Genomic DNA, 21,472 nt, shown 5'->3' with positions numbered 1-21,472 from the left:
AGATCGTCCGTGCAGGGTTGCCTGCGTCCCGAGGTCCAGCAAGCAGTTTTTCAACTGTTTCTGGACCTTTTTCGTGGCCGCAAAAACCAACCTCCGCCGTTCCCATCGCCTCGCTCTCCTGCCCTGCCTGATCGCCTCGGGCCTCGGCCTTGCCGCGCCTTCGTGGGCCCAGCGCGTGGCGGCGCTCAACGAAGTGGTGGTGAGCGGCTCGCGCTCCGAGCAGTCGCGTGACGACCTGCCTGTCAGCACCGAGGTCATCAGCCGCGACGACATCGAGTCCAAGCAGATCACCGACATCCGCGACGCGGTGCGCGACCTGCCCAACGTGTCGGTCAAGCGGGCGCCCGCGCGCTTCGGCCTGGCGCAGGGCAACACCGGCCGCGACGGCAACGCCGGCTTCAACATCCGGGGCCTCGACGGCAACCGGGTGCTGCTGCTGACCGACGGCATCCGCACACCGCGCAGCTACGTCTTCAGCGCCAACGCCTTCGGCCGCGACTACTTCGACATCAGCCTGGTCGAGCGCATCGAGATCATCAAGGGCCCGGCCTCCGCGCTGTACGGTTCCGACGGCCTTGCGGGCCTGGTGAACTTCATCACGCGCGACCCGTCGTCCTACCTGCGCGACGGCAAGACCTTCGGCGGCAGCGCCAACATCGGCTACAGCGGCGACGACAACGGCACGCATGGCGGCGTCACGCTGGCGGGCAAGGCCAACGACACCATGCAGTGGCTCATCTCGGCCAACATGGGCCGTGCCAGCGCGCTGGAAAACATGGGCACCAACAACGCCGCCAATGCCGACCGCACCACGCCCAATCCGCAGCGCGACCGGAACAAGGCCCTGTTGGCCAAGGTCATCCTCACGCCCAACGCCGACCAGCGCCACGGCTTCACCTTCGAGCACATCGACAAGACCAGCCGCTACGACCTGCTCTCGGGCCTCTCGAAGCCGCCATACGCCTCGACATCGGTCATCGGCCTGAACGCCAAGAGCGACCTGCAGCGCGACCGCTTCACCTACGACGGCCGCCTGCGCATCGATTCCGCCGTGGCCGACAGCCTGCTCGCGGTGGTGAGCTACCAGAAGGCGAAGTCGCGCGAGTTCATCTATGAAGACCGCTACACGGCCGCCGACCGCACGCGCGACGTCACCTACGACGAGGCCACCTGGCAGTTCGGCCTGCAGGCCGACAAGACGGTGCGCATGGGGGACTGGGCGCAGAAGATCACCTACGGCTTCGACTACACCCGCACCAACGTCGAGAACCTGCAGACCGGCCTGGTGCCGCCGGCCGGCGAGACCTATCCGCTCAAGCGCTTCCCCGACACGCGCGAGACCTCGTCCGCGTTCTACGTGCAGGACGAGTTCATCCACGACCGCTGGAGCATCACGCCCGGCATCCGCTTCGACCGCTTCTCGCTCGACGCGAAGCAGGCCGGCTTCGGTGCGCAGGCCGTGTCGCTGTCGGGCTCGGCCGTGTCGCCCAAGCTGGGTGTGCTGTTCCGCGCCACGCCGCAGTGGAGCATCTACGGCAACTACGCCTCGGGCTTCAAGGCGCCCAACGCCTTCCAGGTCAACAACTTCTTCGAGAACGTGATCTCCGGCTACAAGACGATTCCCAACCCGAATCTCAAGCCCGAGAAGAGCCAGAACATCGAACTCGGCATGCGCGGGCGCACCGGCGTGCTGAGCTATGACGTGGCCGCGTTCACCGGCGACTACAAGGACCTGATCGAGAACGACCGCCAGGTCGGCGGCGTGTTCGGCTCGCGTACCAACCCGGCGACCTTCCAGTCGGTGAACATCGGCCGCGCGCGCATCAGCGGTTTCGAGATCAAGGGCGAGCTCGACTTCACCGACAACGGCAACGGCTTCTCCGTGCCCTTCGCCTACGGCCAGACCCGTGGCCGCGACCGCACCAACAACCGGCCGCTGAATTCCATCGACCCGAGCAAGGCCGCCATCGGCATCAAGTACCAGGCGCCGGTGTGGATGGTGCGCCTCGACGCGGTGAATCATTCGCGCAAGAAGTGGTCCGACATCGACCCCACCGAGGTCACGACCGGCACCCAGTTCCAGACGCCGGCGGCCACCACCTTCGACGTGAGCGCGCAGTGGCGCATCCGCAAGGACCTGCGCCTGAACGCGTCGGTCACGAACCTCACGAACAAGCGCTACTGGATGTGGAGCGACGTGCGCGGCCTGACCTCCACCTCGACCATCCGCGACGCCTACACCCAGCCCGGCCGCAGCTTCAACGTGTCGCTCGTGGCGGACTTCTGAGCACACCGCATCAGCCTTTCGACAACAGGAAAACCCGATGAACGCACAAGACATCCGAGAACGTTTCGCCAGCCTGCGCGCCAAGGGCATGCGCCACAAGGACGCCGCCGCGGCCATGGGCCTGCCCGAGGGCGCGGCCGTGGCCGCCCACACGGGCGCGCACGACAAGGCCTTGAGCGCCACGCGCCTGCGCGGCCCTTGGGTCGAACTGCTGCAGGCCCTGGAGCTGTGCGGTCCCGTGCTCGCGCTCACGCGCAACGAGACCACGGTGCACGAGAAGACCGGTGTCTACGAGAAAGTCTCTGGCAGCGAGGCGATGGGGCTCGCGCTGGGCGAGGCCATCGACCTGCGGCTTTTCTTCAGTCGTTGGCACGCGGGCTTCGCGGTGAGCGAGGCGGCCGCCAATGCGGGCGTGCCGCCTTCGCTGAGCCTGCAGTTCTTCGATGCGCAGGGCGTGGCCGTGCACAAGATCTTCGCGCGCGATGCGACCGACCGCGATGCTTTCCAGTCCGTGGTCGCCAGCTTCACCGCGCCAGACGAGCCGGTGGCCTTCGTGCCCGCCGAGGCCAAGGCCGCGCCGCTCGAAGACAGCGCCATCGACGTCGGCGGCCTGTCTGACGCGTGGCGTGCAATGCAGGACACGCACGAGTTCTTCGGCCTGCTGAACAAGTTCAAGGTCGAGCGCCAGCAGAGCTTTCGCCTGACCGAAGGCGAGTTCACGCAACGCGCCGAACCGAGCGCGGTGCGCGAGCTGCTGCAGGAAGCCTCGTTCGACGGCACGCCCATCATGGTGTTCGTCGGCAGCCCGGGCTGCATCCAGATCCACTCCGGGCCGGTGGTGCGCATCGAGCCGCTCGAAATGCGCGGCGCCGACGAAAACGCACCGCCCATCCGCTGGCTCAACGTGCTCGATCCCGGCTTCAACCTGCATCTGCGTGAAGACCGCATCGCCAGCGTCTGGATCGTCGAGAAGCCGACCAGCGACGGCATCGTGACTTCCGTCGAAGCCTTTGATGGCAGTGGCGAACTGATGGCGATGTTCTTCGGCGCGCGCAAGCCCGGCGTGCCGGAGCGCGAAGAGTGGCGCCGCATCGTGAGCGAACTGCCGCGCCTGCAACCTGCCGCCCAGCAGCCATGACCGGGTTCCAGCACATGAACGCCCGCTTTCCGCAGCGCCGCGACGTACTGCGCCTGCTCTCGGCCACGGCCCTCGGCGCCGCCGCGCTGCCGGCGTTCGCACAGGGCGCGGCCAAGCTGCCCAGGCTCGTGACCGTCAGCGGAGCGATCACCGAGGTGGTCTACCTGCTGGGCGCCGAGGCGCAGCTTGTCGGCACCGACACCACCAGCCTCTACCCGGCCGCCGCGCAAGCCACGCCCAAGGTCGGCTACATGCGCCAGCTGTCGGCGGAAGGGCTGCTCTCGCTGAAGCCCGACGCGATCATCGCCACCAACGAATCGGGCCCGACGGTGGTGCTCGACCAGATCCGCAGCGCCGGCGTCAAGGTGGAGATCATCGAAGCCGACCACAGCTGGGGCGAAGTGCAGCGCAAGGTGCAGGCCGTGGGCCGCGCCGCCGCGCGCGAAGCGCAGGCGCGCGAACTGCAGGCGAAGCTCGACGCCGAGTGGAGCCAGGTGCAGCAGCGCGTTGCCGGCGCCAAGGGGCGCAAGCCGCGCGTGCTGTTCGTGCTGTCGCACAGTGCCAGCCCGCAGGTCTCGGGCGAGAAGACCGCCGCGCATTCGATGATCGGCTACGCGGGCGGTGTCAACGCGCTCGGCGGTTTCTCCGGCTATCGGCCGATGACGGCCGAAGCCATGGCCAGCGCCGCGCCCGACATCATCCTCACCAGCACCCAGAGCATCGAGGCCCACGGCGGCGTCGACAAGTTCTGGCAGCGCCCCGAACTCGCGCTCACGCCGGCCTTCAAGAAGCGCAGCCTGATCATGCAGGACGCCTTGCTGCTGCTGGGCTTCGGCCCGCGCACGCCGGCGGCCGTCGCTGAATTGCACGAGAAATTCCTGGCCTCCGTGGCATGACGCAGCGCTTCTCGGCCCGGGCCGTGCTGGGCGGCAGCGCGCTGTTGCTCGTCGCCGCCTTCGTGGCGGGCGCGGTGTCGGGCGCGTATGCCATCAGCCTTTCCCAACTCTGGAACGTGCTGATGACGCTGGGGCAGGGCGCCGACAAGTCGCCCGAGCACCTGGTGTTCCTCAACATCCGCTTGCCGCGTCTCGTGCTCGGCGTGGCCGCCGGTGCCGGGCTCGGCATGGCGGGCACGCTGATGCAGGGGCTTTTCCGCAATCCGCTGGCCGACCCGGGGCTGGTGGGCATCAGCAGCGGCGCCGCGCTGGCGGCGGGCGTCACGATCGTGCTGGGCGCCTGGTTCTGGCCGGTGCTGCCGCGCACGCTCGGCAGCTGGACGCTGGTGCTCATGGCCTTCGGCGGCGGGCTGTCGGTGACTCTGCTGATCTACGGCCTGTCGCGCAGCGAGGGCGGCACGCGCATGGCGCTGATGCTGCTCGCGGGCATCGCGGTCAATGCACTGGCCGGCGCGGGGCTCGGCTTCCTGAGCGTGATGGCGACCGACGAGCAGCTGCGCAGCCTGCAGTTCTGGCTGCTCGGCAGCCTGGGTGGCGCGCGCTGGAGCGCGGTGCTGCTGGTGGCCGCCGCCGTGGCGCTGGCCTGCGTGGCGGCGCGGTCGCTGGCCGCGCCGCTGAACGCCATCGCGCTGGGCGAGGCGCAGGCGGCGCTGCTGGGCGTGGACGTGGAGCGCACCAAGCGGCGCGCCATCGTGGTCACGGCCGTTGCCGTGGGGGCGGTCACGGCGACGACCGGGATCATCGGCTTCATCGGGCTGATCGCGCCGCACTGGGTGCGGATGGTGGCGGGGCCCGACCACCGCGTGGTGCTGCCCGCGTCCGCGCTGCTGGGCGCCGCGCTGGTGCTGGCCGCCGATACTGTGGCTCGCACGGTGATGGCGCCTGCGGAACTGCCGCTGGGCGTGCTCACCGCGTTCATCGGCGTGCCGATGTTCCTGTGGATGCTGCGGCACTTCAAGGGGCGCATATGAGCGGCGCGGAACGGGATCCGATGCCGCTGAGCTGCCAGGACGTCGAAGTCCGCATCGGTACGAAGACGCTGCTGGCCAACGCCTCGGTCACGCTGGCGCCGGGGCGGGTGACGGCCATCCTCGGCCCGAACGGCGCGGGCAAATCGACCTTGCTCTCGGTGCTGGCCGGGCAGCGCGTGCCGACGCAGGGCCGGGTCATGCTCGACGGCCGGCCGCTCGACGCCCACGGCATGCCGGCGCTGGCCTTGCGCCGGGCACTGATGCCGCAGGAAAGCGCGGTGGCCTTCGACTTCACGGCGCAGGAAATCGTCGCGCTGGGGCGCTATCCGCACCGCCGCGCGCCGGGGCACGACGAGGACGCGATCATTGCCGAGGCGATGGCGCTCACCGACGTGTTGGCGCTGGCGCCGCGCATTCTCAACACGCTGTCGGGCGGCGAAAAAGCCCGGGCCCATATGGCGCGGGCGCTCGCCCAGCTGTGGCACCCGCGGCCCGACGGTGCAAGCCGCTGGCTGCTGCTCGACGAGCCCACCGCGGCGCTCGACCTGGCGCACCAGCATTCGGCCATGCGCCTGCTGCGCGCCTGGGCCGGGCGGGGCGTGGGCGTGGTGGCCGTGCTGCACGACCTGAACCTTGCCCGCCGCTATGCCGACGAGGTAGTGGTGCTGGGCGGCGCTTCAGGCGGGCTGCTGCAGGGCGCCACGGCCGAGGTGCTGGAGCCGGCGCTGATCGAGGCGGTGTGGGGCACGCCCTGCCAGCCGGTGACGAGCGCCGACGGCACGGTCCAGTACCTGTTCGGCTGAAGAAACGCCCGGGCGCCGGGCGCTTTCTGCTATCCAAAAGATAGCGGATTCAGTACGTCAGCCGCTCGGGCCGCAGCTCCTGGAGGATCGTCGTCGCGATTTCCTCGATCGACTTGGTGGTGGTCGACAGCCAGCGGATGCCGGCGCGCCGCATCATCGCCTCGGCCTCGCTCACTTCGTGGCGGCAGTTCTCGATGCTGGCGTAGCGCGAATTCGGCCGGCGCTCGTTGCGGATTTCGCTGAGACGGTCGGGCTGGATGGTCAGGCCGAAGATCTTCTTGCGGTGCGGCGTCAGGGCCGGCGGCAGCTGGCGGCGGTCGAAATCTTCCGGAATCAGCGGGTAGTTGGCCGCCTTCAGGCCGTGCTGCATCGCCAGGTAGAGCGAAGTCGGCGTCTTGCCGCTGCGGCTCACGCCCACCAGGATCACGTCTGCGCCCTCGAGGTCGCGGTTGCTCTGGCCGTCGTCGTGCTGCAGGCTGAAGTCGATCGCGGCGATGCGGTCGTTGTATTCCTTGCTCTTGCTGACGTCGCTGAAGCGGCCGATGCGGTGGTTGGACTTCACGCCCAGCTCGATTTCCAGCGGCCGCACGAAGGTGCCGAACATGTCCAGCAGCATGCCCTTGCAGCCGGTTTCGATGACTTCCAGCACGTCCATGTTGGCCAGCGTCGTGAAGACGATGGGGCGCACGCCCTCGAGTTCGGCGGTGTGGTTGATCTGCCGCACCGCCTGGTGGGCCTTGTCGACCGTGTCGGTGAAAGGCAGCCGGACGTGGCGCGGTTTCATCTCGAACTGGGCCAGGACGGCGTTGCCGAAGGTCTCGGCGGTGATGCCGGTGCCGTCGGAAATGAAGAAAACTGTGCGTGAATGCGTGGTCATGCGGCCTTGTCCTGCGGCGCGGGCAACCTCGCCACGCCTACAATCCGGGCCATTATCGGGAATCCGCTTCCCACCCCCAATTCTTTCCATGCACACCGCGCCCGCACCCAAAGCAACGACAACGATCGTGCCGCGCCGTCTGCATGCAGCACCGGTTTCAACTTCTGGAGCTTCCCCATGTCTGCACTTTTCGACGCGACCGCCCTGGTCGTACCGTTTGAAAATCTGAGAATGACCGACGTCGAGGCGGTTGGCGGCAAGAACGCCAGCCTCGGCGAAATGATCTCGCAGCTGCCGCAAGGCGTGCGTGTGCCGACCGGTTTCGCGACCACGGCGCACGCATTCCGCCAGTTCCTGGCCCACGACGGCCTGGCCGACAAGATCAGCAAGCGCCTGGCCGCGCTGGACACCGAAGACGTGCGCGCCCTGGCCGCCGCCGGCGCCGAGATTCGCGCCATGGTCGAGGCCCAGCCTTTCCCGGCCGACCTGCAAAAAGCCATCGGCGAAGCCTTCGCCGCGCTGAGCGCCGGCAACCCGGCGGCCTCGTTCGCCGTGCGTTCCTCGGCCACCGCCGAAGACCTGCCCGACGCATCGTTCGCCGGCCAGCAAGAGACTTTCCTGAACGTGGTCGGCATCGAGGACGTGCTGCACAAGATGAAGGAGGTGTTCGCCTCCCTCTACAACGACCGCGCCATCAGCTACCGCGTTCACAAGGGCTTCGAGCACGACGTGGTCGCGCTGTCGGCCGGCGTGCAGCGCATGGTGCGCTCCGACCTCGGCGCCGCCGGCGTCATGTTCACCATCGACACCGAATCGGGCTTCGAGGACGTGGTCTTCATTACCTCCAGCTACGGCCTGGGCGAGACGGTGGTGCAGGGCGCCGTCAACCCCGACGAGTTCTACGTGCACAAGCCGACCCTGAGGGCCGGCAAGAAGGCCGTGATCCGCCGCAACCTCGGTTCCAAGCTGATCCAGATGGAGTTCGCGACGCCCGAAGAGAAAAAGGCGAGCGGCAAGCTCGTCAAGACCACCGACGTCAAGGCCGAGCACCGCAACCGCTACTCGCTGAGCGATGCCGATGTCGAGCAACTGGCCAAGTACGCGCTGGTCATCGAGGAGCACTATGGCCGCCCGATGGACATCGAGTGGGGCAAGGACGGCACCGACGGCCACCTTTACATCCTGCAGGCACGTCCCGAGACGGTGAAGAGCCAGCAGCAGGGCAAGGCCGAGCAGCGCTACAAGCTGCTGGGCAAGGGCGCGGTGCTGGCCGAAGGCCGTGCCATCGGCCAGAAGATCGGCACCGGCCCCGTGCGTCTGGTGCACAGCATCAGCGAAATGGACAAGGTGCAGGCCGGCGACGTGCTCGTCACCGACATGACCGATCCCAACTGGGAGCCGGTCATGAAGCGTGCCGCCGCCATCGTCACCAACCGCGGCGGGCGGACCTGCCATGCGGCCATCATCGCGCGTGAACTCGGCATTCCGGCCGTGGTCGGCTGCGGTGACGCCACCGACCTGCTGAAGGACGGCACGCTGGTCACCGTGAGCTGCGCCGAAGGCGACACCGGCTTCATCTACGACGGCCTGCTCGAGACCGAAGTGACCGAGGTGCAGCGCGGCGTGATGCCCGAGATCGACCTCAAGGTCATGATGAACGTGGGCAACCCGCAGCTCGCCTTCGACTTCGCTCAGCTGCCGAACCACGGCGTGGGCCTGGCCCGCCTCGAGTTCATCATCAACAACAACATCGGCGTGCACCCGAAGGCGATCCTCGACTACCCGAACGTCGACAACGACCTGAAGAAGGCCGTCGAGTCGGTTGCTCGCGGCCACGCCTCGCCGCGCGCGTTCTACGTGGACAAGGTGGCCGAGGGCATCGCGACCATCGCCGCCGCGTTCTGGCCCAAGCCTGTCATCGTGCGCCTGTCCGACTTCAAGTCGAACGAGTACCGCAAGCTCATCGGCGGCAGCCGCTACGAGCCGGAAGAAGAGAACCCGATGCTGGGCTTCCGCGGCGCCGCGCGCTACCTGAGCGCCGATTTCGGCGAAGCCTTCGCCATGGAATGCGAGGCGCTCAAGCGCGTGCGCAACGACATGGGCCTGACGAACGTGCAGATCATGGTGCCTTTCGTGCGCACGCTGGGCCAGGCAGAGCGCGTGACCGGCCTGCTCGGCGAACATGGCCTCAAGCGCGGCGAGAACGAGCTCAAGCTGATCATGATGTGCGAAGTGCCGAGCAACGCCATCCTGGCCGACGAGTTCCTGCAGTTCTTCGACGGCTTCTCGATCGGTTCGAACGACCTGACCCAGCTCACGCTGGGCCTGGACCGCGATTCGGGTCTCGAGCTGCTGGCTGCCGACTTCGACGAGCGCGACCCGGCCGTCAAGGCCATGCTGAGCCGCGCCATCAAGGCCTGCAAGTCGCAGGGCAAGTACGTCGGCATTTGCGGCCAGGGCCCCAGCGACCACCCGGACTTCGCGCTGTGGCTGGCGGAGCAGGGCATCGAGTCGATCTCGCTGAACCCCGACAGCGTGATCGACACCTGGCAGCAGCTCGCCAAGCGCTGAAGCCCGGCGGATTGCGGAAATCCCCCATGGGGGATTCCCGCGCCGCAGGCGCGTTTCTGCAACAAATTGCGTAATTGATGCCAGACTTGAGAGAACTCACGGGCGAATCCCGGAACGGGGACCACCATGATTCTTCTCAAGACCGAAGCGGGCCACCAAGCCCTTAAAGACCGCTCGGTCCCGCTGTCGCCGCGCCAGCGCTCGGCGTTCATCCTGTTCGACGGCAAGCGCTCGGTCGACGATGTGCTTGCCGCGGGCATGGGCATTGCGCGGGAAGACATCGACCAGATGATCTCGCTCGGCGTGCTGGCGCCTGTCGGTGGCAAGGCTGTGGAGCCGGTTGCCGCGGGCGCGCCCGCAGTTGAGGAGCCCAAGCCGGCCGCCGGAGGCTCCGGCCGCAGCAAGCAGCAGCGCTACAAGGACGCCTATCCCATCGCCACCCAGCTCACCGGCAGCCTGGGGCTGATGGGCTTTCGGCTCAACCTCCAGGTCGAGGGCACGACCAGCTATGACGACCTGGCGGCGCTGGCGCCGAAGATCCGCGCAGCGGTCGGTCCGGAGAAGGCCGCCGCCCTGGACAAGGCCCTCGACGACTGAACCTCCTTGCCGGAGTGCGGAATACAGGGCTATAATCGCCGGCTTTGCCTTGCCACACTGCGCCAGACGCTGCAGGTGGCTTTTCCTCTTCTTCGGAAGAATCCACAAGGAGTGCCATGCGTCACTACGAAATCATTTTGCTGATCCACCCGGATCAGAGCGAACAAGTTCCGGCCATGCTGGAGCGCTACAAGGGCCTGATCACGGCCGGCGGCGGCAAGATCCACCGCGTTGAAGACTGGGGCCGCCGTCAGCTGGCTTATCAGATCAACAAGCTCAACAAGGCCCACTACCTGTGCGTCAACATTGAAGCCGAACAAGCCGTGATGGGCGAACTCGAACACGCGTTCAAGTTCAACGACGCCGTGCTGCGCCACCTGACCGTTCAGAAGAAGAAGGCCGACACCGGTCCTTCGTCGATGATGAAGACGGTCGAGCGCGAAGAGGCTCGCAAGGCCCAGCAGGCCGAATACGCCGCCAACAACAACTGATGGTGTGACTGCTGCCGCTGCGGCAACCGGGGTCAACCAGCTTCTGCTGACCGCCGCCGTTGCCGAACTCGGAGCCTTGCGATTCACGCCGGCCGGCTTGCCCGCCATCGACCTGAAGCTCGAACACGAGTCGACGCTCCAGGAAGAAGGTAAGCCCCGGCAGGTCAGAACGGCCCTCAAGGCCGTGGCCTTCGGCGCAATCGCCGAACGGCTCGCAAAGCAGTCGATGGGAAGTCTCTGGCGTTTTCAGGGCTTTCTCGCGACACCGGGCAACGGCAAGCATCCGGTCCTGCATATCCAGGATTTTCAGCAAGATTAATTTTCGAAAAGAGGTCCTCAAATGGCCACGTTCAAGAAATTCAACAAAGACAAGCGCCCGAAGCGCAACACTCAGTCGCTGCTGTTCAAGCGCAAGCGTTTCTGCCGCTTCACCGTCGCTGGCGTCGAAGAAATCGACTACAAGGACATCGACACGCTGCGTGACTTCATCAGCGAAAACGGCAAGATCATCCCCGCCCGCCTGACCGGCACGCGCGCGATCTACCAACGCCAGCTGAACACCGCCATCAAGCGCGCACGCTTCCTGGCCATGGTGCCGTACAGCGACCAGCACCGCGTCTAAGGAGCCCTGACCATGCAAATCATTCTTCTGGACAAGGTTGTCAACGTCGGTGCCCTGGGCGATATCGTCAAGGTCAAGGACGGCTACGCTCGCAACTTCCTGATCCCGACGGGCCTGGCCCGCCGCGCCACCGCCGCCAACAAGGCCGAATTCGAAGCCAAGCGCGCCGAACTCGAAAAGGCTGCGGCCGCCAAGCTGGCCGAATCGCAAGCTCAAGGCGAAAAGCTCGGTGGCACGACCATCAAGCTGACGCAAAAGGCTGGCGTCGACGGCCGTCTGTTCGGCTCGGTCACCAACGGCGACATCGCCGAAGAGCTGGGCAAGCAAGGCTACAAGGTTGTCAAGTCGCAGGTTCGCCTGCCCAACGGCCCGATCAAGGTCGTCGGCGACAGCACCGTGAGCGTTGCCCTGCACACCGACGTGGTGGTCGACATCACCGTGACGGTCTACGGCGAAACCGCCTGATCGCTCACAGCGCCTTGTGCGCTGCAGCAGAAGCCGCCTTCGGGCGGCTTTTCTTTTTCCGCGCGCGGGTTGTCCAGTGCGCTGCACCGGAAGATCACCGTTTATTCACAACCTTGTCCACACACGCATCGGCGTGCGCGGCTTAGCATGCAGGGTTGCAAGGGAAGTCCATGTCCGCCGTTTTCTCCTATGCCGACAATGACCCGTCGGCCGACCGCCAGATCGCCCAACTGCGCATTCCGCCTCATTCCATCGAGGCCGAATCGAGCGTGCTCGGCGGTCTGCTGCTCGACAACGGGGCCTGGGACCGCATGGGCGACCTGCTGGTCGACGGCGACTTCTACCGGCACGAACACAAGCTGATCTACGCCGCCATCGGCGGGCTGATCAATGCCAGCAAGCCGGCTGACGTGATCACGGTCTACGAGCAGCTGCAGAACCTCGGCAAGGCCGACGAGATCGGCGGGCTGGTCTACCTGAACTCGCTCGCGCAGTACGTGCCCAGCGCCAGCAACATCCGGCGCTATGCCGAGATCGTGCGCGAGCGCTCGATCCTGCGAAAGCTGGTGTCCGCGGCCGACGAGATCGCGACGCAGGCCTTCAATCCCCAGGGCAAGCAGGTCGACAAGATCCTGGACGAAGCCGAGCAGAAGATCTTCAACATCGGCGAAGAAGGCACGCGGATGAAGCAGGGCTTCCAGAGCATGGACGCCCTGGTGGTCGAACTGCTCGACCGCGTGACCGAGATGGCCGAGAACCCGAACGACATCACGGGTATCCGCACCGGCTTTCACGACTTCGACAAGATGACCTCGGGCCTGCAGCCCGGCGACATGATCGTGCTGGCCGCGCGTCCGTCGATGGGGAAGACCTCGCTCGCGATCAACATCGCCGAGCACGTCGCGCTCGAAGAGGGACTGCCGGTCGCGGTGTTCTCGATGGAAATGGGCGCCTCGCAGCTGGCGGTGCGTATCGTGGGCTCGATCGGCCGCATCGACCAAGGCCACCTGCGCACCGGCAAGCTCAGCGACGAGGAGTGGCCGCGCCTGACCGAGGCCATCGAGAAGCTGCGTACCGTGTCGCTGCACATCGATGAAACGCCGGGCCTCTCGACCAGCGAACTGCGTGCGAATGCACGCCGGCTGGCACGCCAGTACGGGCGCCTCGGCCTGATCGTGGTCGACTACCTGCAGCTGATGTCGACCAGCAGTTCAGGCGACGAGAACCGTGCCACGGCCGTGGGCGAAATCTCGCGGGGCCTGAAGATGCTGGCCAAGGAACTCAAGTGCCCGGTGATCGCGCTGTCGCAGCTCAGCCGCGGCGTGGAAAGCCGCACCGACAAGCGCCCCATGATGAGCGACTTGCGCGAATCCGGCGCCATCGAGCAGGACGCGGACATCATCATGTTCATCTACCGCGACGACTACTACGACAAGAACAGCAAGGAGCCGGGCGTTGCCGAGGTGATCATCAGCAAGCACCGGAACGGTCCCACGGGCACCGTCAAGCTGGCCTTCCTGAAGCCGATCACCAAGTTCGAGAATCTCGCAAGCTACAGCCACAACGAGCAGTACTGAGCGGAGCGGGCCTGCCTACTTGATCGGCAGGATCTGCCCCTGCACCTTCTCGACATTCAAGGCCCGCAGCATGTCGGCCAGCGTCTTGCCGGACTCGTCGCGAAATCGATCGGACAGCAGCTCGATGGCCTCCATGCGGTCCAGCCGGAAGCCGCGGAAATCGTTGCGAAGCTCGCACCATGCCGACAGCGTCCAGACCTTGCCCCAGTAGAAGCAGCCCAGCGGCCGCACCGTGCGCTCGCTGGCGTCGCCCGACACGTCGCGGTAGGCCAGCCGCAGCTTGTTGTGCGACTGCACGGCTTCTCGCAGCGTCTGCAGCCGCGCGCGCAGGGCGGGCTCCAGGCCCAGCGCTGGGGCATAGAGCGCCAGCGCCTCCGCGGACACCCTCGCCGCAGGGGGCAGCACCGACAGGATCTTGCCGAGGCCGGTCTCGATGTCGCGCGCCAGCGCCGGATCGACCCAGCTCTGCGCCAGCCGCGCCGCGGCCACCAGCGCCGAGGCCTCGTCCTGCGTGAACATCAGCGGCGGCAGCTCGAAGCCCGCGCCCAGTCGGTAGCCCATGCCGGCTTCGCCCTCGATGGGCACGCCCTGGTGCTGCAGGTCGGCCACGTCGCGGTACACGGTGCGTTCCGACACCTCCAGGCGCTGCGCCAGGAACGCGGCCGTGGTCAGGCGCCGCCCGCGAATGAGCTGCACGATCTGGAAGAGGCGGTCGGCGCGGCGCATCAGCGTGTTCCGGTGAGCTTCTTCGCGAAGCCTTCGACGAAGTAGCGCTTGCCGCGCTGCACGACCGTGTGGCCCTCGGCCTCGAGCTTCGACATCTGCGCCTCGATGCCGCCGGGGTACTTCGGATTGAGTTCGCCGCCGATCTTGAGCGTGCGCCACCAGGGCGTGCGCTCCACTGGATGCGTAGGCGGCGCTTCTTCGGTCGCGTGCGCGACCATGTGCGCGAAGATCGCCGTGGTCACGGTGCAGCCGATGGTGGCGTGATGACGCGCCGCAATGTCCTCGCCGATGCCCATGACGGTTGCGAGGCGGCCTTCGGGCACGCCGCGCATCGCGGCTTCGACTTCCTGCGGCGATGGCGTGGCGATGGTCCCTTCGCCGCGCCGGGGGCGCATGGCGGCGGGAATCTCCTTCACGTTCGGCAGGTGAGGGTAGCTGGCCAGTCTCTCGCGCCAGCTCTTTTTCAGGCTCATGCAACTCCGATGTGGATCGCTACCTTGTCCGGTCCTTCATAGGCCTCGAAGTCGCTGCGGTAGCTGCGCGCGACGTTCGGGTGCGCCTCGAAATATTGCCAGATGCGCTGCCAGGTGGAGATCACCATCTGCGGCATCTCACCCTGGCCGTTGAAGACCAGATAGTTGCCGGCCTCGATGGGAATGCTGCCTTCCCCATCCGTGACGACAACGCCCGCCGTCACATCGAAGGCGCCGTTGGCATCCGATTCGTAGGCCGAGTAGACGCCGAAGATGCGCGTGTCGGCCGTGCGATTGGGTGTCGACGCGTAGGTCTCCTCACCGAAGAAGCGCCCCCACAGCGCGCCGAGGCGAGCGGTGGCTGGGTCGCTCTCTTCGCGATTGGTGGTGCGGACGGTGAGGCCCGAGACGCGGAAGGCGTCGACGTGCTGGCGGATGGGTTCCATGTATTTCTTCTCCTCAAAACAATAGTGTCTTCGACTCGGCCTTCATGGCTTTGGCGATCAGCTGCATGTCGGCGTCGCTGACGTCGAACATGCCGAAGCGGAACTTGTAGCCCCATTGCTTGGGGTTCTCGATGAAGGCGAGGCGTTCGATCAGCGGTGCGATGGGGGCCTCGTGCGAGGCCGCGTAAGCCACGTCTCGGCGCCACGGCACGAAGCCGTTGCCCATGTCGAACTCGTAGGGCTCGCCGGACTGCACGATGCCGATCGAGACGAAGCTCTGCAGCCTGTCGGTGCCGCCGAACACCGTGGCCGGCGAATAGTAGGCCACGCGGTCCCCGGGCGAGAGCCGCTTGAGCGGCGCGTGCTTGCCGTGCCCCACCTGCATGAAACCCAGGGGCTGGTGGTCGCGACCGCGCCGGGCATGCTCGGCGCTGGCCACGGCGATCCAGTTTCGCTGCGTCATGGCGGTTCAGTCCAGCGCGTGCAAGCCGATTTCGTTGCCTTCGGTGTCGCGCAGGTAGGCGATGAAGCCCATGCCCGGCGGCAGCGCGGACTTGGGTCCGACGATCTGTCCGCCGGCCGCTTCGACGCGTGCCAGCACGGCGTCGATGCCGGGCGAGCAGTCGAGATAGATGCGAACACCCGTGCCGGCGCGCGCGGCGCCGCTCGCGCCGGCCTGCAGGGCGCCGCCCGTGGCGGGCTTGTCGTGGGGGAAAACTGCCAGCGTGTCGTTGCCGAAGTTCTCGCGGCGCAGCTTGCGGCCCAGCACGGTTTCGTAGAAGGCTTGGGCGCGGTCCAGGTCGGCGACCGGGATCTCGAACCAGCTGATGGCGTTTTGCATTTGGAGGGCTCTCTTTCGTGTGTTGGGAAGGAGCCCTGATGGTGCTGGCGGGCTACTGACAGCGTCTTGTCAGTAGGCTGTCGGCAAGGCGAAAAAAAGCCCGCGATGCTCGCAAGAGCATGCGCGGGCCCGGTACGGGACGCTGCTGCGAAGGCTTAGAGCACGTCGCTGGCGAAATCGGCCAGCCGCGAGCGCTCGCCGCGCGCCAGCGTGATGTGCCCGCCGTGCGGCCAGCCCTTGAACTTGTCGACCGCGAAGGTCAGTCCAGAAGAGCCTTCCGTGAGGTACGGCGTGTCGATCTGCGCGAGGTTGCCCATGCAGATGATCTTGGTGCCGGGGCCGGCACGCGTGATCAGCGTCTTCATCTGCTTGGGCGTGAGGTTCTGCGCCTCGTCGATGATCACGTACTTGTTCAGGAAGGTACGTCCGCGCATGAAGTTCATGCTCTTGACCTTGATGCGGCTGCGGATCAGCTCGTTGGTGGCCGCGCGGCCCCACTCGCCGGCGCCGCCGCCGTCGCCCTTGGCGAGGAACTCGAGGTTGTCGTCGAGCGCGCCCATCCAGGGGCCCATCTTTTCTTCTTCGGTGCCGGGCAGGAAGCCGATGTCCTCGCCCACGCTCACGGTGGCGCGGGTCATGATGATCTCGGTGTAGCGGCGGTCGTCGAGCACCTGCGTGAGGCCGGAGGCCAGCGCCATCAGGGTCTTGCCGGTGCCGGCGGTGCCGGTCAGCGTGACGAAGTCGATCTCCGGGTCCATCAGCAGGTTCATCGCGAAGTTCTGCTCGCGGTTGCGGGTGTTCACGCCCCACACGGCGTTCTTGCCGGAGCTGTAGTCCTTGAGCGTCTTGAGCACCGCGGTCTTGTCGCGGATTTCGGTGACGCGCGCGTACATGCTCGGCTCGCCAGGCGCTTCGAAGAAGACGAACTGGTTGATGTACAGGTTGGGCACCAGCGGACCGCTGATCCGGTAGAAGGTGTTGCTGCCGCTCTGCCAGCTTTCCACCGTCTTGCTCTGGCGGGTCCAGAAGTCGGGCGGCAGGGCGAGCGAGCCGGCGTACAGCAGGTCGCCGTCGTCCAGCGTCTTGTCGTTCTGGTAATCCTCGGCGGCCAGGCCCAGCGCGCGTGCCTTGACGCGCATGTTGATGTCCTTCGACACCAGCACCACTTCCTGCTTCGGCTTGCCGGGTTTGTCGGTGGCGTACTCGTCGCGCAGCGCCTGCACCACGCCCAGGATCTGGTTGTCCGCCTTGCCCTGGGGCAGGCTGACCGGCAGCGAGTAGTCGAGCGGAGCGGTCTGGAAGAACAGCCGGCCGCCGGCTTCGCGATGGCCGGTGGTGTCGAGCTTCAGGCCCTTGTCGATGTCGGCGTCTTGTGCGGCGGCCAGCGCGTCGAGCGTGCGGCTTGTCTGGCGGCCGTTGCGGGCGACTTCGGTGGTGCCTTTCTTGTGGCCGTCGAGCTCTTCCAGCACGATCATCGGCAGGAAGATGTCGTGTTCCTCGAAGCGGAACAGGCACATCGGGTCGTGCAGCAACACGTTGGTGTCGAGCACGAACAGCTTGGCGGGGCCGGTGGACTTGCTGCGCTTGGGGCGGGCCGGAGCCTGAGGCGCGGGGGCGACGGGCGCCGCTGCCAGAGCGACAGGGGCTTTCGTTTCGACCTGAATCAGGGCTTGCGGCTGGGGCGCGCTCACGGGTGCTGGTGCGGTCACCGGGGTGGCCGCGGGCACGGCCTTCGCCTTGGTACGACGCGTCGGGCGTGTGGTGGCGGGTGCGCCGCCGGCGCCTTCTGTGCCGATGCTGTCGAACAGTTCCAGCGGTTGCGGCGTGCGCGCGGGCGCTTCATCGGCGCGCTGTTCGGTTGCGCGGCGCGAGCCCCTGTGCGAGGACCGGGCGGGCGCGTCGAGTGCGTCCGGCGAAAGCAATGCAGCGCGTTTCGTTGGGGCGGGAGGCAATGGCATGTGTCAGATCGCTCGCAGGAAGTGGGAACCAGAAAACGAAAAAGCCGCCTGAAGACCAAGGCGGCTTTGTTCGGGGGATGCGGTCGTGGAGCTCAACGGCATGAGGCCATTATGCACACCGCAAATGACGCGCCGGGGGCTCTTTTGCGTGCTGCGTTGGGCATTTCCCACGCAACGCCGCGAAAGCGCGCCTCCCGCGCTTGCGGTGATCAGGCCGCCTTCTTGAGCGCCTTGACCGCCTTGAGCACGTCGTCGACGTGCCCCGGAACCTTGAGCCCGCGCCATTCGGCCTTCAGGATGCCGTCGGCGCCGATCAGGAAGGTGCTGCGCTCGATGCCCTTGACCTTCTTGCCGTACATGATCTTGTTCTTGACCACGCCGAACATGTGGCACATTTTTTCTTCGGTGTCGGCGATGAGTTCGAAGGGGAGTTCGAGCTTGGCCTTGAATTCGTCATGCGACTTCATGTTGTCGCGGGACACGCCGAAGACCGTGGCGCCGGCTTTTTCGAAGTCTTTGTAGCGGTCGCGAAACTGCATGGCTTCGGTTGTGCAACCCGGAGTGTTATCTTTCGGGTAAAAATACATGACCAGCACGTGGCCGAGATGCGAGGTATTCGAGACCTTGAGGCCGCCCGTGGCGTTGGCGTCGAATTCAGGAATGGGTTTGTTGACAACGATCGCCATGAAACTTGTTTTCTCCGTTAGATTCCATTCCTCGAGCCCTCTCAGCCGTTTTCGGGCTTGCTCGATGAATGGAGGATTGGTCGTTGCTAACTTTGGGGTAGCTGGCCTGTTCGCAACCTAGTATTTTACCCCGAAAACACCTGTATCAGCCACCCGCCGGGCTCTCCACGAGCAGGGCGGCAATCACATGCCGGCCTTCTCCGGCCAGGATGTTGTAGGTCCGGCAGGCTGCCGCGGTGTCCATGGTCTCGACGCCGGTGCGCTGCGACATGAGGGGCTTCAGCCAGGCGGGCTGGGGAAAGCGGATGCGGTTTCCGCTGCCGAAAATGATCAATTCCGCGCCCAGCGAGGCCAGCTGCGCGAAATGCTCGGGACCGAGCTGGTCGAAGCTGGCGCAGTTCCATTCGAAGCGCTCGCCGCGCGAGCCGACGACCACGCTGCCTTCGACTTTTTCGTTGTTGATTGCAACCCAGCCGGGGCCGTGCGCGGTGAGTGATTGGGCGTCTGATTTGTCGGGCTGGAGCTTCATCTGGACACTGGGAACTGTGGTCAAATTATAGGTTTTCCCTGGTGCCAGAGGGCTTGCAAGGGCTTTCTCCAACGAACCCCCGAACGAGCCTCGCGAGCCTTGCAGGAGCCTCGCCGGCCTGTATCTCCGAGTAACAAACCCGTCTCAACCCGTTAATCCGCGCCCGGGAGGGCCCTTTGAAGCAGCTCAAGAAATCGGCCAAGCTGGCCAACGTTCTCTATGACATCCGCGGCCCCATCATGGACGCCGCCAAGCAGATGGAAGAGGACGGCCAGAAGATCATCAAGCTCAACATCGGCAACCTGGCCGTGTTCGGCTTCGACGCACCCGAGGAAATCCAGCAGGACATGATCCGCAACCTGCCGACCTCGGCGGGCTATTCGGACAGCAAGGGTGTCTTCGCCGCGCGCAAGGCCGTGATGCACGAGACGCAGAAGCAGGGCGTGGTGGGCGTCACGCTCGACGACATCTACCTCGGCAACGGCGCCAGCGAACTGATCGCCATGTCCACGAACGCGCTGCTCAACGACGGCGACGAGCTGCTGCTGCCGGCCCCCGACTACCCGCTGTGGACCGCCTCCACGAGCCTGTCCGGCGGCACCCCGGTGCACTACCTGTGCGACGAGGCCAACGGCTGGATGCCCAACCTGGACGACATCCGCGCCAAGATCACGCCGCGCACCAAGGGCATCGTGGTCATCAACCCGAACAACCCGACCGGCGCGCTGTATTCCGACGACCTGCTCAAGAGCATCGTGGCCATTGCGCGCGAGCACAGCCTCGTGATCTTCGCCGATGAGGTCTACGACAAGGTGCTCTACGACGGCGTCAAGCACACGGCCATCGCGAGCCTGTCGACCGACGTGCTCACGCTGACCTTCAATTCGCTCTCCAAGAGCTACCGTTCGTGCGGCTACCGTGCCGGCTGGCTCGCGGTGTCGGGCAACAAGCGCGCCGCGCAGGACTACATCGAGGGCCTGAACATGCTCTCGAACATGCGCCTGTGCGCCAACGTGCCGGGCCAGTGGGCCATCCAGACGGCGCTGGGCGGCTACCAGAGCATCAACGACCTCGTGTGCGAGGGCGGACGCCTGCGCCGCCAGCGCGACCTGGCCTACGAGCTGATCACCGCCATTCCCGGCGTGAGCTGCGTCAAGCCGAGCGCCGCGCTCTACATGTTCCCCAAGCTCGACCCGGAGGTCTATCCGATCGAGGACGACCGCCAGTTCTTCCTCGAGCTGCTGAAGGAAACCCGCGTGATGCTGGTGCAGGGCACCGGCTTCAACTGGGCCACGCCCGACCATTTTCGCATCGTGTTCCTGCCCCACGAGGACGACCTGCGCGAAGCCATCAACCGCATCGCCAAGTTCCTGGAGCAGTACCGCCTGCGCCGCAAGACGGGCTCATGAACCTCGCCCGTGTCGCCGTGGCGCTGTCGTCCCTGGTCGCGCTGTCCGTTGGCGCCGCCGGCAAGGAGCCGGTCGCGTTCTCGCACAACGACTGGGAACTGGCCTGCGACAACACGCTGACCTGCCGCGCCGCCGGCTACCAAGCGGACAGCGGCGGCAGCGAGCCGGTGTCTATGCTCGTCACCCGCAAGGCCGGCCCCGGTACGCCGATCGACGTGCAGCTGCAGATCGGCGACACCGACGGCGTCAAGGGCACGCTGCGCTTCAAGGTCGGCAAGGCCACGGTCTCCGGCCTCGAAGCGGGAACCGCCAGCTTCGACGACAGCCAGGTCCGCGCCGTCCTGCCCGAACTTCTCAAGGGCGACGAAGCCCAGGTCACGGCGGGCGGCGGCAAGAAGTGGGTTCTTTCGCTTTCCGGCCTCAACGCCGTGCTGCTGAAGATGGACGAAGCGCAGGGCCGCGTCGGCACGCCGGGCGCGCTGGTGCGCAAGGGCACCAAGCCCGAGTCCTCCGTGTTGCCGCCGGTGCCCATGCCCGTCGTCGACGTGCCCAGGCCGCCGAAGGCGCGTGCCGGCGACGACGCGCTGGCCGCGCGCATCTTCCCCTCGCTCGACCTGAAGGATGCGCGCGAGCAGTGCAACAACCAGGACCAGGTCAACGCCAAGTCGATGGAAGTCCACCGACTGAACGACCGCAAGGTGTTGCTGGCCCTGGGCTGCGGCGTCGGGGCGTACAACTACACCACGCTGCTCTGGCTCGCCAACGACAAGCCGCCCTATGCGCCCGTGTCCCTCGAGGCCAGCGGCGAGTTCGACGAGAAGGACGCCAGCGTCACCTCTGCCATGAAGGGGCGCGGCATCGGCGACTGCTGGTCGGCCGAAACCTGGAATTTCAACGGCAAGGACTTCGTGCGCACCGGCGCGACGGGCGACGGCATGTGCCGTGGCTTCGCAGGCGGCGCCTGGACCTTGCCCCGCTACGTCAGCCGCGTCGTCGTGACCGGGCCGACCGCCACCCCATCCAAACCATGAACGCCATGAACGCGACTC

The 21,472-nt window shown here is 66.3% G+C and carries 23 protein-coding genes; 14 read left to right on the top strand and 9 right to left on the bottom strand.

The window, feature by feature from the left end; all coding sequences use genetic code 11:
- Positions 1 to 73 precede the first annotated feature (73 nt).
- Genes L3V85_RS24035 through L3V85_RS24015 form a run of 5 tightly spaced genes read left to right on the top strand, consistent with a single transcriptional unit; the run spans position 74 to position 6,155 of the window.
- Entirely contained in the window at positions 74 to 2,287 is a 2,214-nt protein-coding gene (locus L3V85_RS24035) for a TonB-dependent hemoglobin/transferrin/lactoferrin family receptor (RefSeq protein WP_237675200.1), read from the top strand.
- Positions 2,288 to 2,324: 37 nt separating this feature from the next.
- A complete protein-coding gene (locus L3V85_RS24030; RefSeq protein ID WP_237675199.1) occupies positions 2,325 to 3,425 on the top strand; it encodes a hemin-degrading factor in 1,101 nt (366 codons plus the stop codon).
- Positions 3,422 to 4,321 (top strand): heme/hemin ABC transporter substrate-binding protein, encoded by a 900-nt coding sequence (locus L3V85_RS24025; protein WP_237675198.1) that lies wholly within the window; start codon positions 3,422 to 3,424, stop codon positions 4,319 to 4,321. The genes L3V85_RS24030 and L3V85_RS24025 overlap by 4 nt, the downstream gene beginning before the upstream one ends.
- Positions 4,318 to 5,352 carry a FecCD family ABC transporter permease gene (locus L3V85_RS24020; protein WP_237675197.1) on the top strand — a complete coding sequence of 345 codons (1,035 nt, stop codon included), beginning with the start codon at positions 4,318 to 4,320 and terminating at the stop codon, positions 5,350 to 5,352. Before L3V85_RS24025 ends, L3V85_RS24020 begins: the two co-directional genes overlap by 4 nt.
- A 20-nt stretch (positions 5,353 to 5,372) precedes the next feature.
- Positions 5,373 to 6,155 carry a heme ABC transporter ATP-binding protein gene (locus L3V85_RS24015; RefSeq protein WP_237675196.1) on the top strand — a complete coding sequence of 261 codons (783 nt, stop codon included), beginning with the start codon at positions 5,373 to 5,375 and terminating at the stop codon, positions 6,153 to 6,155.
- 49 nt (positions 6,156 to 6,204) lie between these two features.
- Here L3V85_RS24015 and ppsR read toward each other — a convergent pair whose 3' ends face one another.
- Positions 6,205 to 7,032: a posphoenolpyruvate synthetase regulatory kinase/phosphorylase PpsR gene (ppsR, locus tag L3V85_RS24010; RefSeq protein WP_237675195.1), complete on the bottom strand. Its 828-nt coding sequence runs from the start codon at positions 7,030 to 7,032 to the stop codon at positions 6,205 to 6,207.
- A 177-nt stretch (positions 7,033 to 7,209) separates the two neighbouring features.
- Between ppsR and ppsA the strand changes: the two genes are divergently transcribed.
- From ppsA to dnaB, 7 genes are all read left to right on the top strand, one after another.
- Positions 7,210 to 9,603, top strand: coding sequence for a phosphoenolpyruvate synthase (gene ppsA, locus L3V85_RS24005; RefSeq protein WP_237675194.1), 2,394 nt, complete (start codon positions 7,210 to 7,212; stop codon positions 9,601 to 9,603).
- 126 nt (positions 9,604 to 9,729) lie between these two features.
- The gene (locus tag L3V85_RS24000; protein ID WP_237675193.1) at positions 9,730 to 10,200 is read left to right on the top strand and encodes a hypothetical protein; all 471 of its coding nucleotides are present in this window, start codon (positions 9,730 to 9,732) and stop codon (positions 10,198 to 10,200) included.
- 116 nt (positions 10,201 to 10,316) lie between these two features.
- Positions 10,317 to 10,691 carry a 30S ribosomal protein S6 gene (rpsF, locus tag L3V85_RS23995; RefSeq protein WP_093125029.1) on the top strand — a complete coding sequence of 125 codons (375 nt, stop codon included), beginning with the start codon at positions 10,317 to 10,319 and terminating at the stop codon, positions 10,689 to 10,691.
- 4 nt (positions 10,692 to 10,695) lie between these two features.
- Positions 10,696 to 11,010 carry a primosomal replication protein N gene (gene priB / locus L3V85_RS23990; protein ID WP_237675192.1) on the top strand — a complete coding sequence of 105 codons (315 nt, stop codon included), beginning with the start codon at positions 10,696 to 10,698 and terminating at the stop codon, positions 11,008 to 11,010.
- Positions 11,011 to 11,031: 21 nt separating this feature from the next.
- On the top strand, positions 11,032 to 11,313 hold the full coding sequence (gene rpsR / locus L3V85_RS23985) for a 30S ribosomal protein S18 (RefSeq protein WP_007830781.1): 282 nt from the start codon (positions 11,032 to 11,034) through the stop codon (positions 11,311 to 11,313).
- A 12-nt stretch (positions 11,314 to 11,325) separates the two neighbouring features.
- Positions 11,326 to 11,778, top strand: coding sequence for a 50S ribosomal protein L9 (gene rplI, locus L3V85_RS23980; RefSeq protein WP_081270469.1), 453 nt, complete (start codon positions 11,326 to 11,328; stop codon positions 11,776 to 11,778).
- Positions 11,779 to 11,948: 170 nt separating this feature from the next.
- The gene (gene dnaB / locus L3V85_RS23975; protein ID WP_237675191.1) at positions 11,949 to 13,355 is read left to right on the top strand and encodes a replicative DNA helicase; all 1,407 of its coding nucleotides are present in this window, start codon (positions 11,949 to 11,951) and stop codon (positions 13,353 to 13,355) included.
- Positions 13,356 to 13,370: 15 nt separating this feature from the next.
- On the opposite strand, the gene L3V85_RS23970 is transcribed toward dnaB, so the two are convergent.
- The 8 genes from L3V85_RS23970 to L3V85_RS23935 form a co-directional block, all read right to left on the bottom strand.
- Positions 13,371 to 14,081, bottom strand: a complete 711-nt coding sequence (locus L3V85_RS23970; protein ID WP_237675190.1) for a helix-turn-helix transcriptional regulator — start codon at positions 14,079 to 14,081, stop codon at positions 13,371 to 13,373.
- On the bottom strand, positions 14,081 to 14,554 hold the full coding sequence (locus L3V85_RS23965; protein ID WP_237675189.1) for an MGMT family protein: 474 nt from the start codon (positions 14,552 to 14,554) through the stop codon (positions 14,081 to 14,083). The genes L3V85_RS23970 and L3V85_RS23965 overlap by 1 nt, the downstream gene beginning before the upstream one ends.
- Entirely contained in the window at positions 14,551 to 15,000 is a 450-nt protein-coding gene (locus L3V85_RS23960; protein ID WP_237675188.1) for a GyrI-like domain-containing protein, read from the bottom strand. The genes L3V85_RS23965 and L3V85_RS23960 overlap by 4 nt, the downstream gene beginning before the upstream one ends.
- A gap of 13 nt (positions 15,001 to 15,013) precedes the next feature.
- Entirely contained in the window at positions 15,014 to 15,463 is a 450-nt protein-coding gene (locus L3V85_RS23955) for an EVE domain-containing protein (protein ID WP_237675187.1), read from the bottom strand.
- Between the two features lie 6 nt (positions 15,464 to 15,469).
- On the bottom strand, positions 15,470 to 15,841 hold the full coding sequence (locus L3V85_RS23950) for a VOC family protein (protein WP_237675186.1): 372 nt from the start codon (positions 15,839 to 15,841) through the stop codon (positions 15,470 to 15,472).
- A 155-nt stretch (positions 15,842 to 15,996) separates the two neighbouring features.
- Positions 15,997 to 17,799, bottom strand: coding sequence for a PhoH family protein (locus L3V85_RS23945; RefSeq protein WP_237675185.1), 1,803 nt, complete (start codon positions 17,797 to 17,799; stop codon positions 15,997 to 15,999).
- 209 nt (positions 17,800 to 18,008) lie between these two features.
- Positions 18,009 to 18,485, bottom strand: a complete 477-nt coding sequence (locus L3V85_RS23940) for a peroxiredoxin (RefSeq protein ID WP_007830801.1) — start codon at positions 18,483 to 18,485, stop codon at positions 18,009 to 18,011.
- 145 nt (positions 18,486 to 18,630) lie between these two features.
- A complete protein-coding gene (locus L3V85_RS23935; RefSeq protein WP_237675184.1) occupies positions 18,631 to 19,014 on the bottom strand; it encodes an Mth938-like domain-containing protein in 384 nt (127 codons plus the stop codon).
- A 176-nt stretch (positions 19,015 to 19,190) separates the two neighbouring features.
- Here L3V85_RS23935 and L3V85_RS23930 point away from each other — a divergent pair, with 176 nt between their 5' ends.
- Both L3V85_RS23930 and L3V85_RS23925 read left to right on the top strand, forming a co-directional pair.
- The gene (locus tag L3V85_RS23930) at positions 19,191 to 20,423 is read left to right on the top strand and encodes a pyridoxal phosphate-dependent aminotransferase (RefSeq protein ID WP_237675183.1); all 1,233 of its coding nucleotides are present in this window, start codon (positions 19,191 to 19,193) and stop codon (positions 20,421 to 20,423) included.
- Entirely contained in the window at positions 20,420 to 21,454 is a 1,035-nt protein-coding gene (locus L3V85_RS23925; RefSeq protein ID WP_237675182.1) for a DUF1176 domain-containing protein, read from the top strand. The genes L3V85_RS23930 and L3V85_RS23925 overlap by 4 nt, the downstream gene beginning before the upstream one ends.
- The last annotated feature ends 18 nt before the right edge of the window (positions 21,455 to 21,472 follow it).

It is taken from the genome of Variovorax paradoxus, from assembly GCF_022009635.1.
In the GTDB taxonomy this organism is placed as follows: Bacteria; Pseudomonadota; Gammaproteobacteria; order Burkholderiales; family Burkholderiaceae_C; genus Variovorax.
This window is presented reverse-complemented; position numbering and strand designations above follow the sequence as displayed.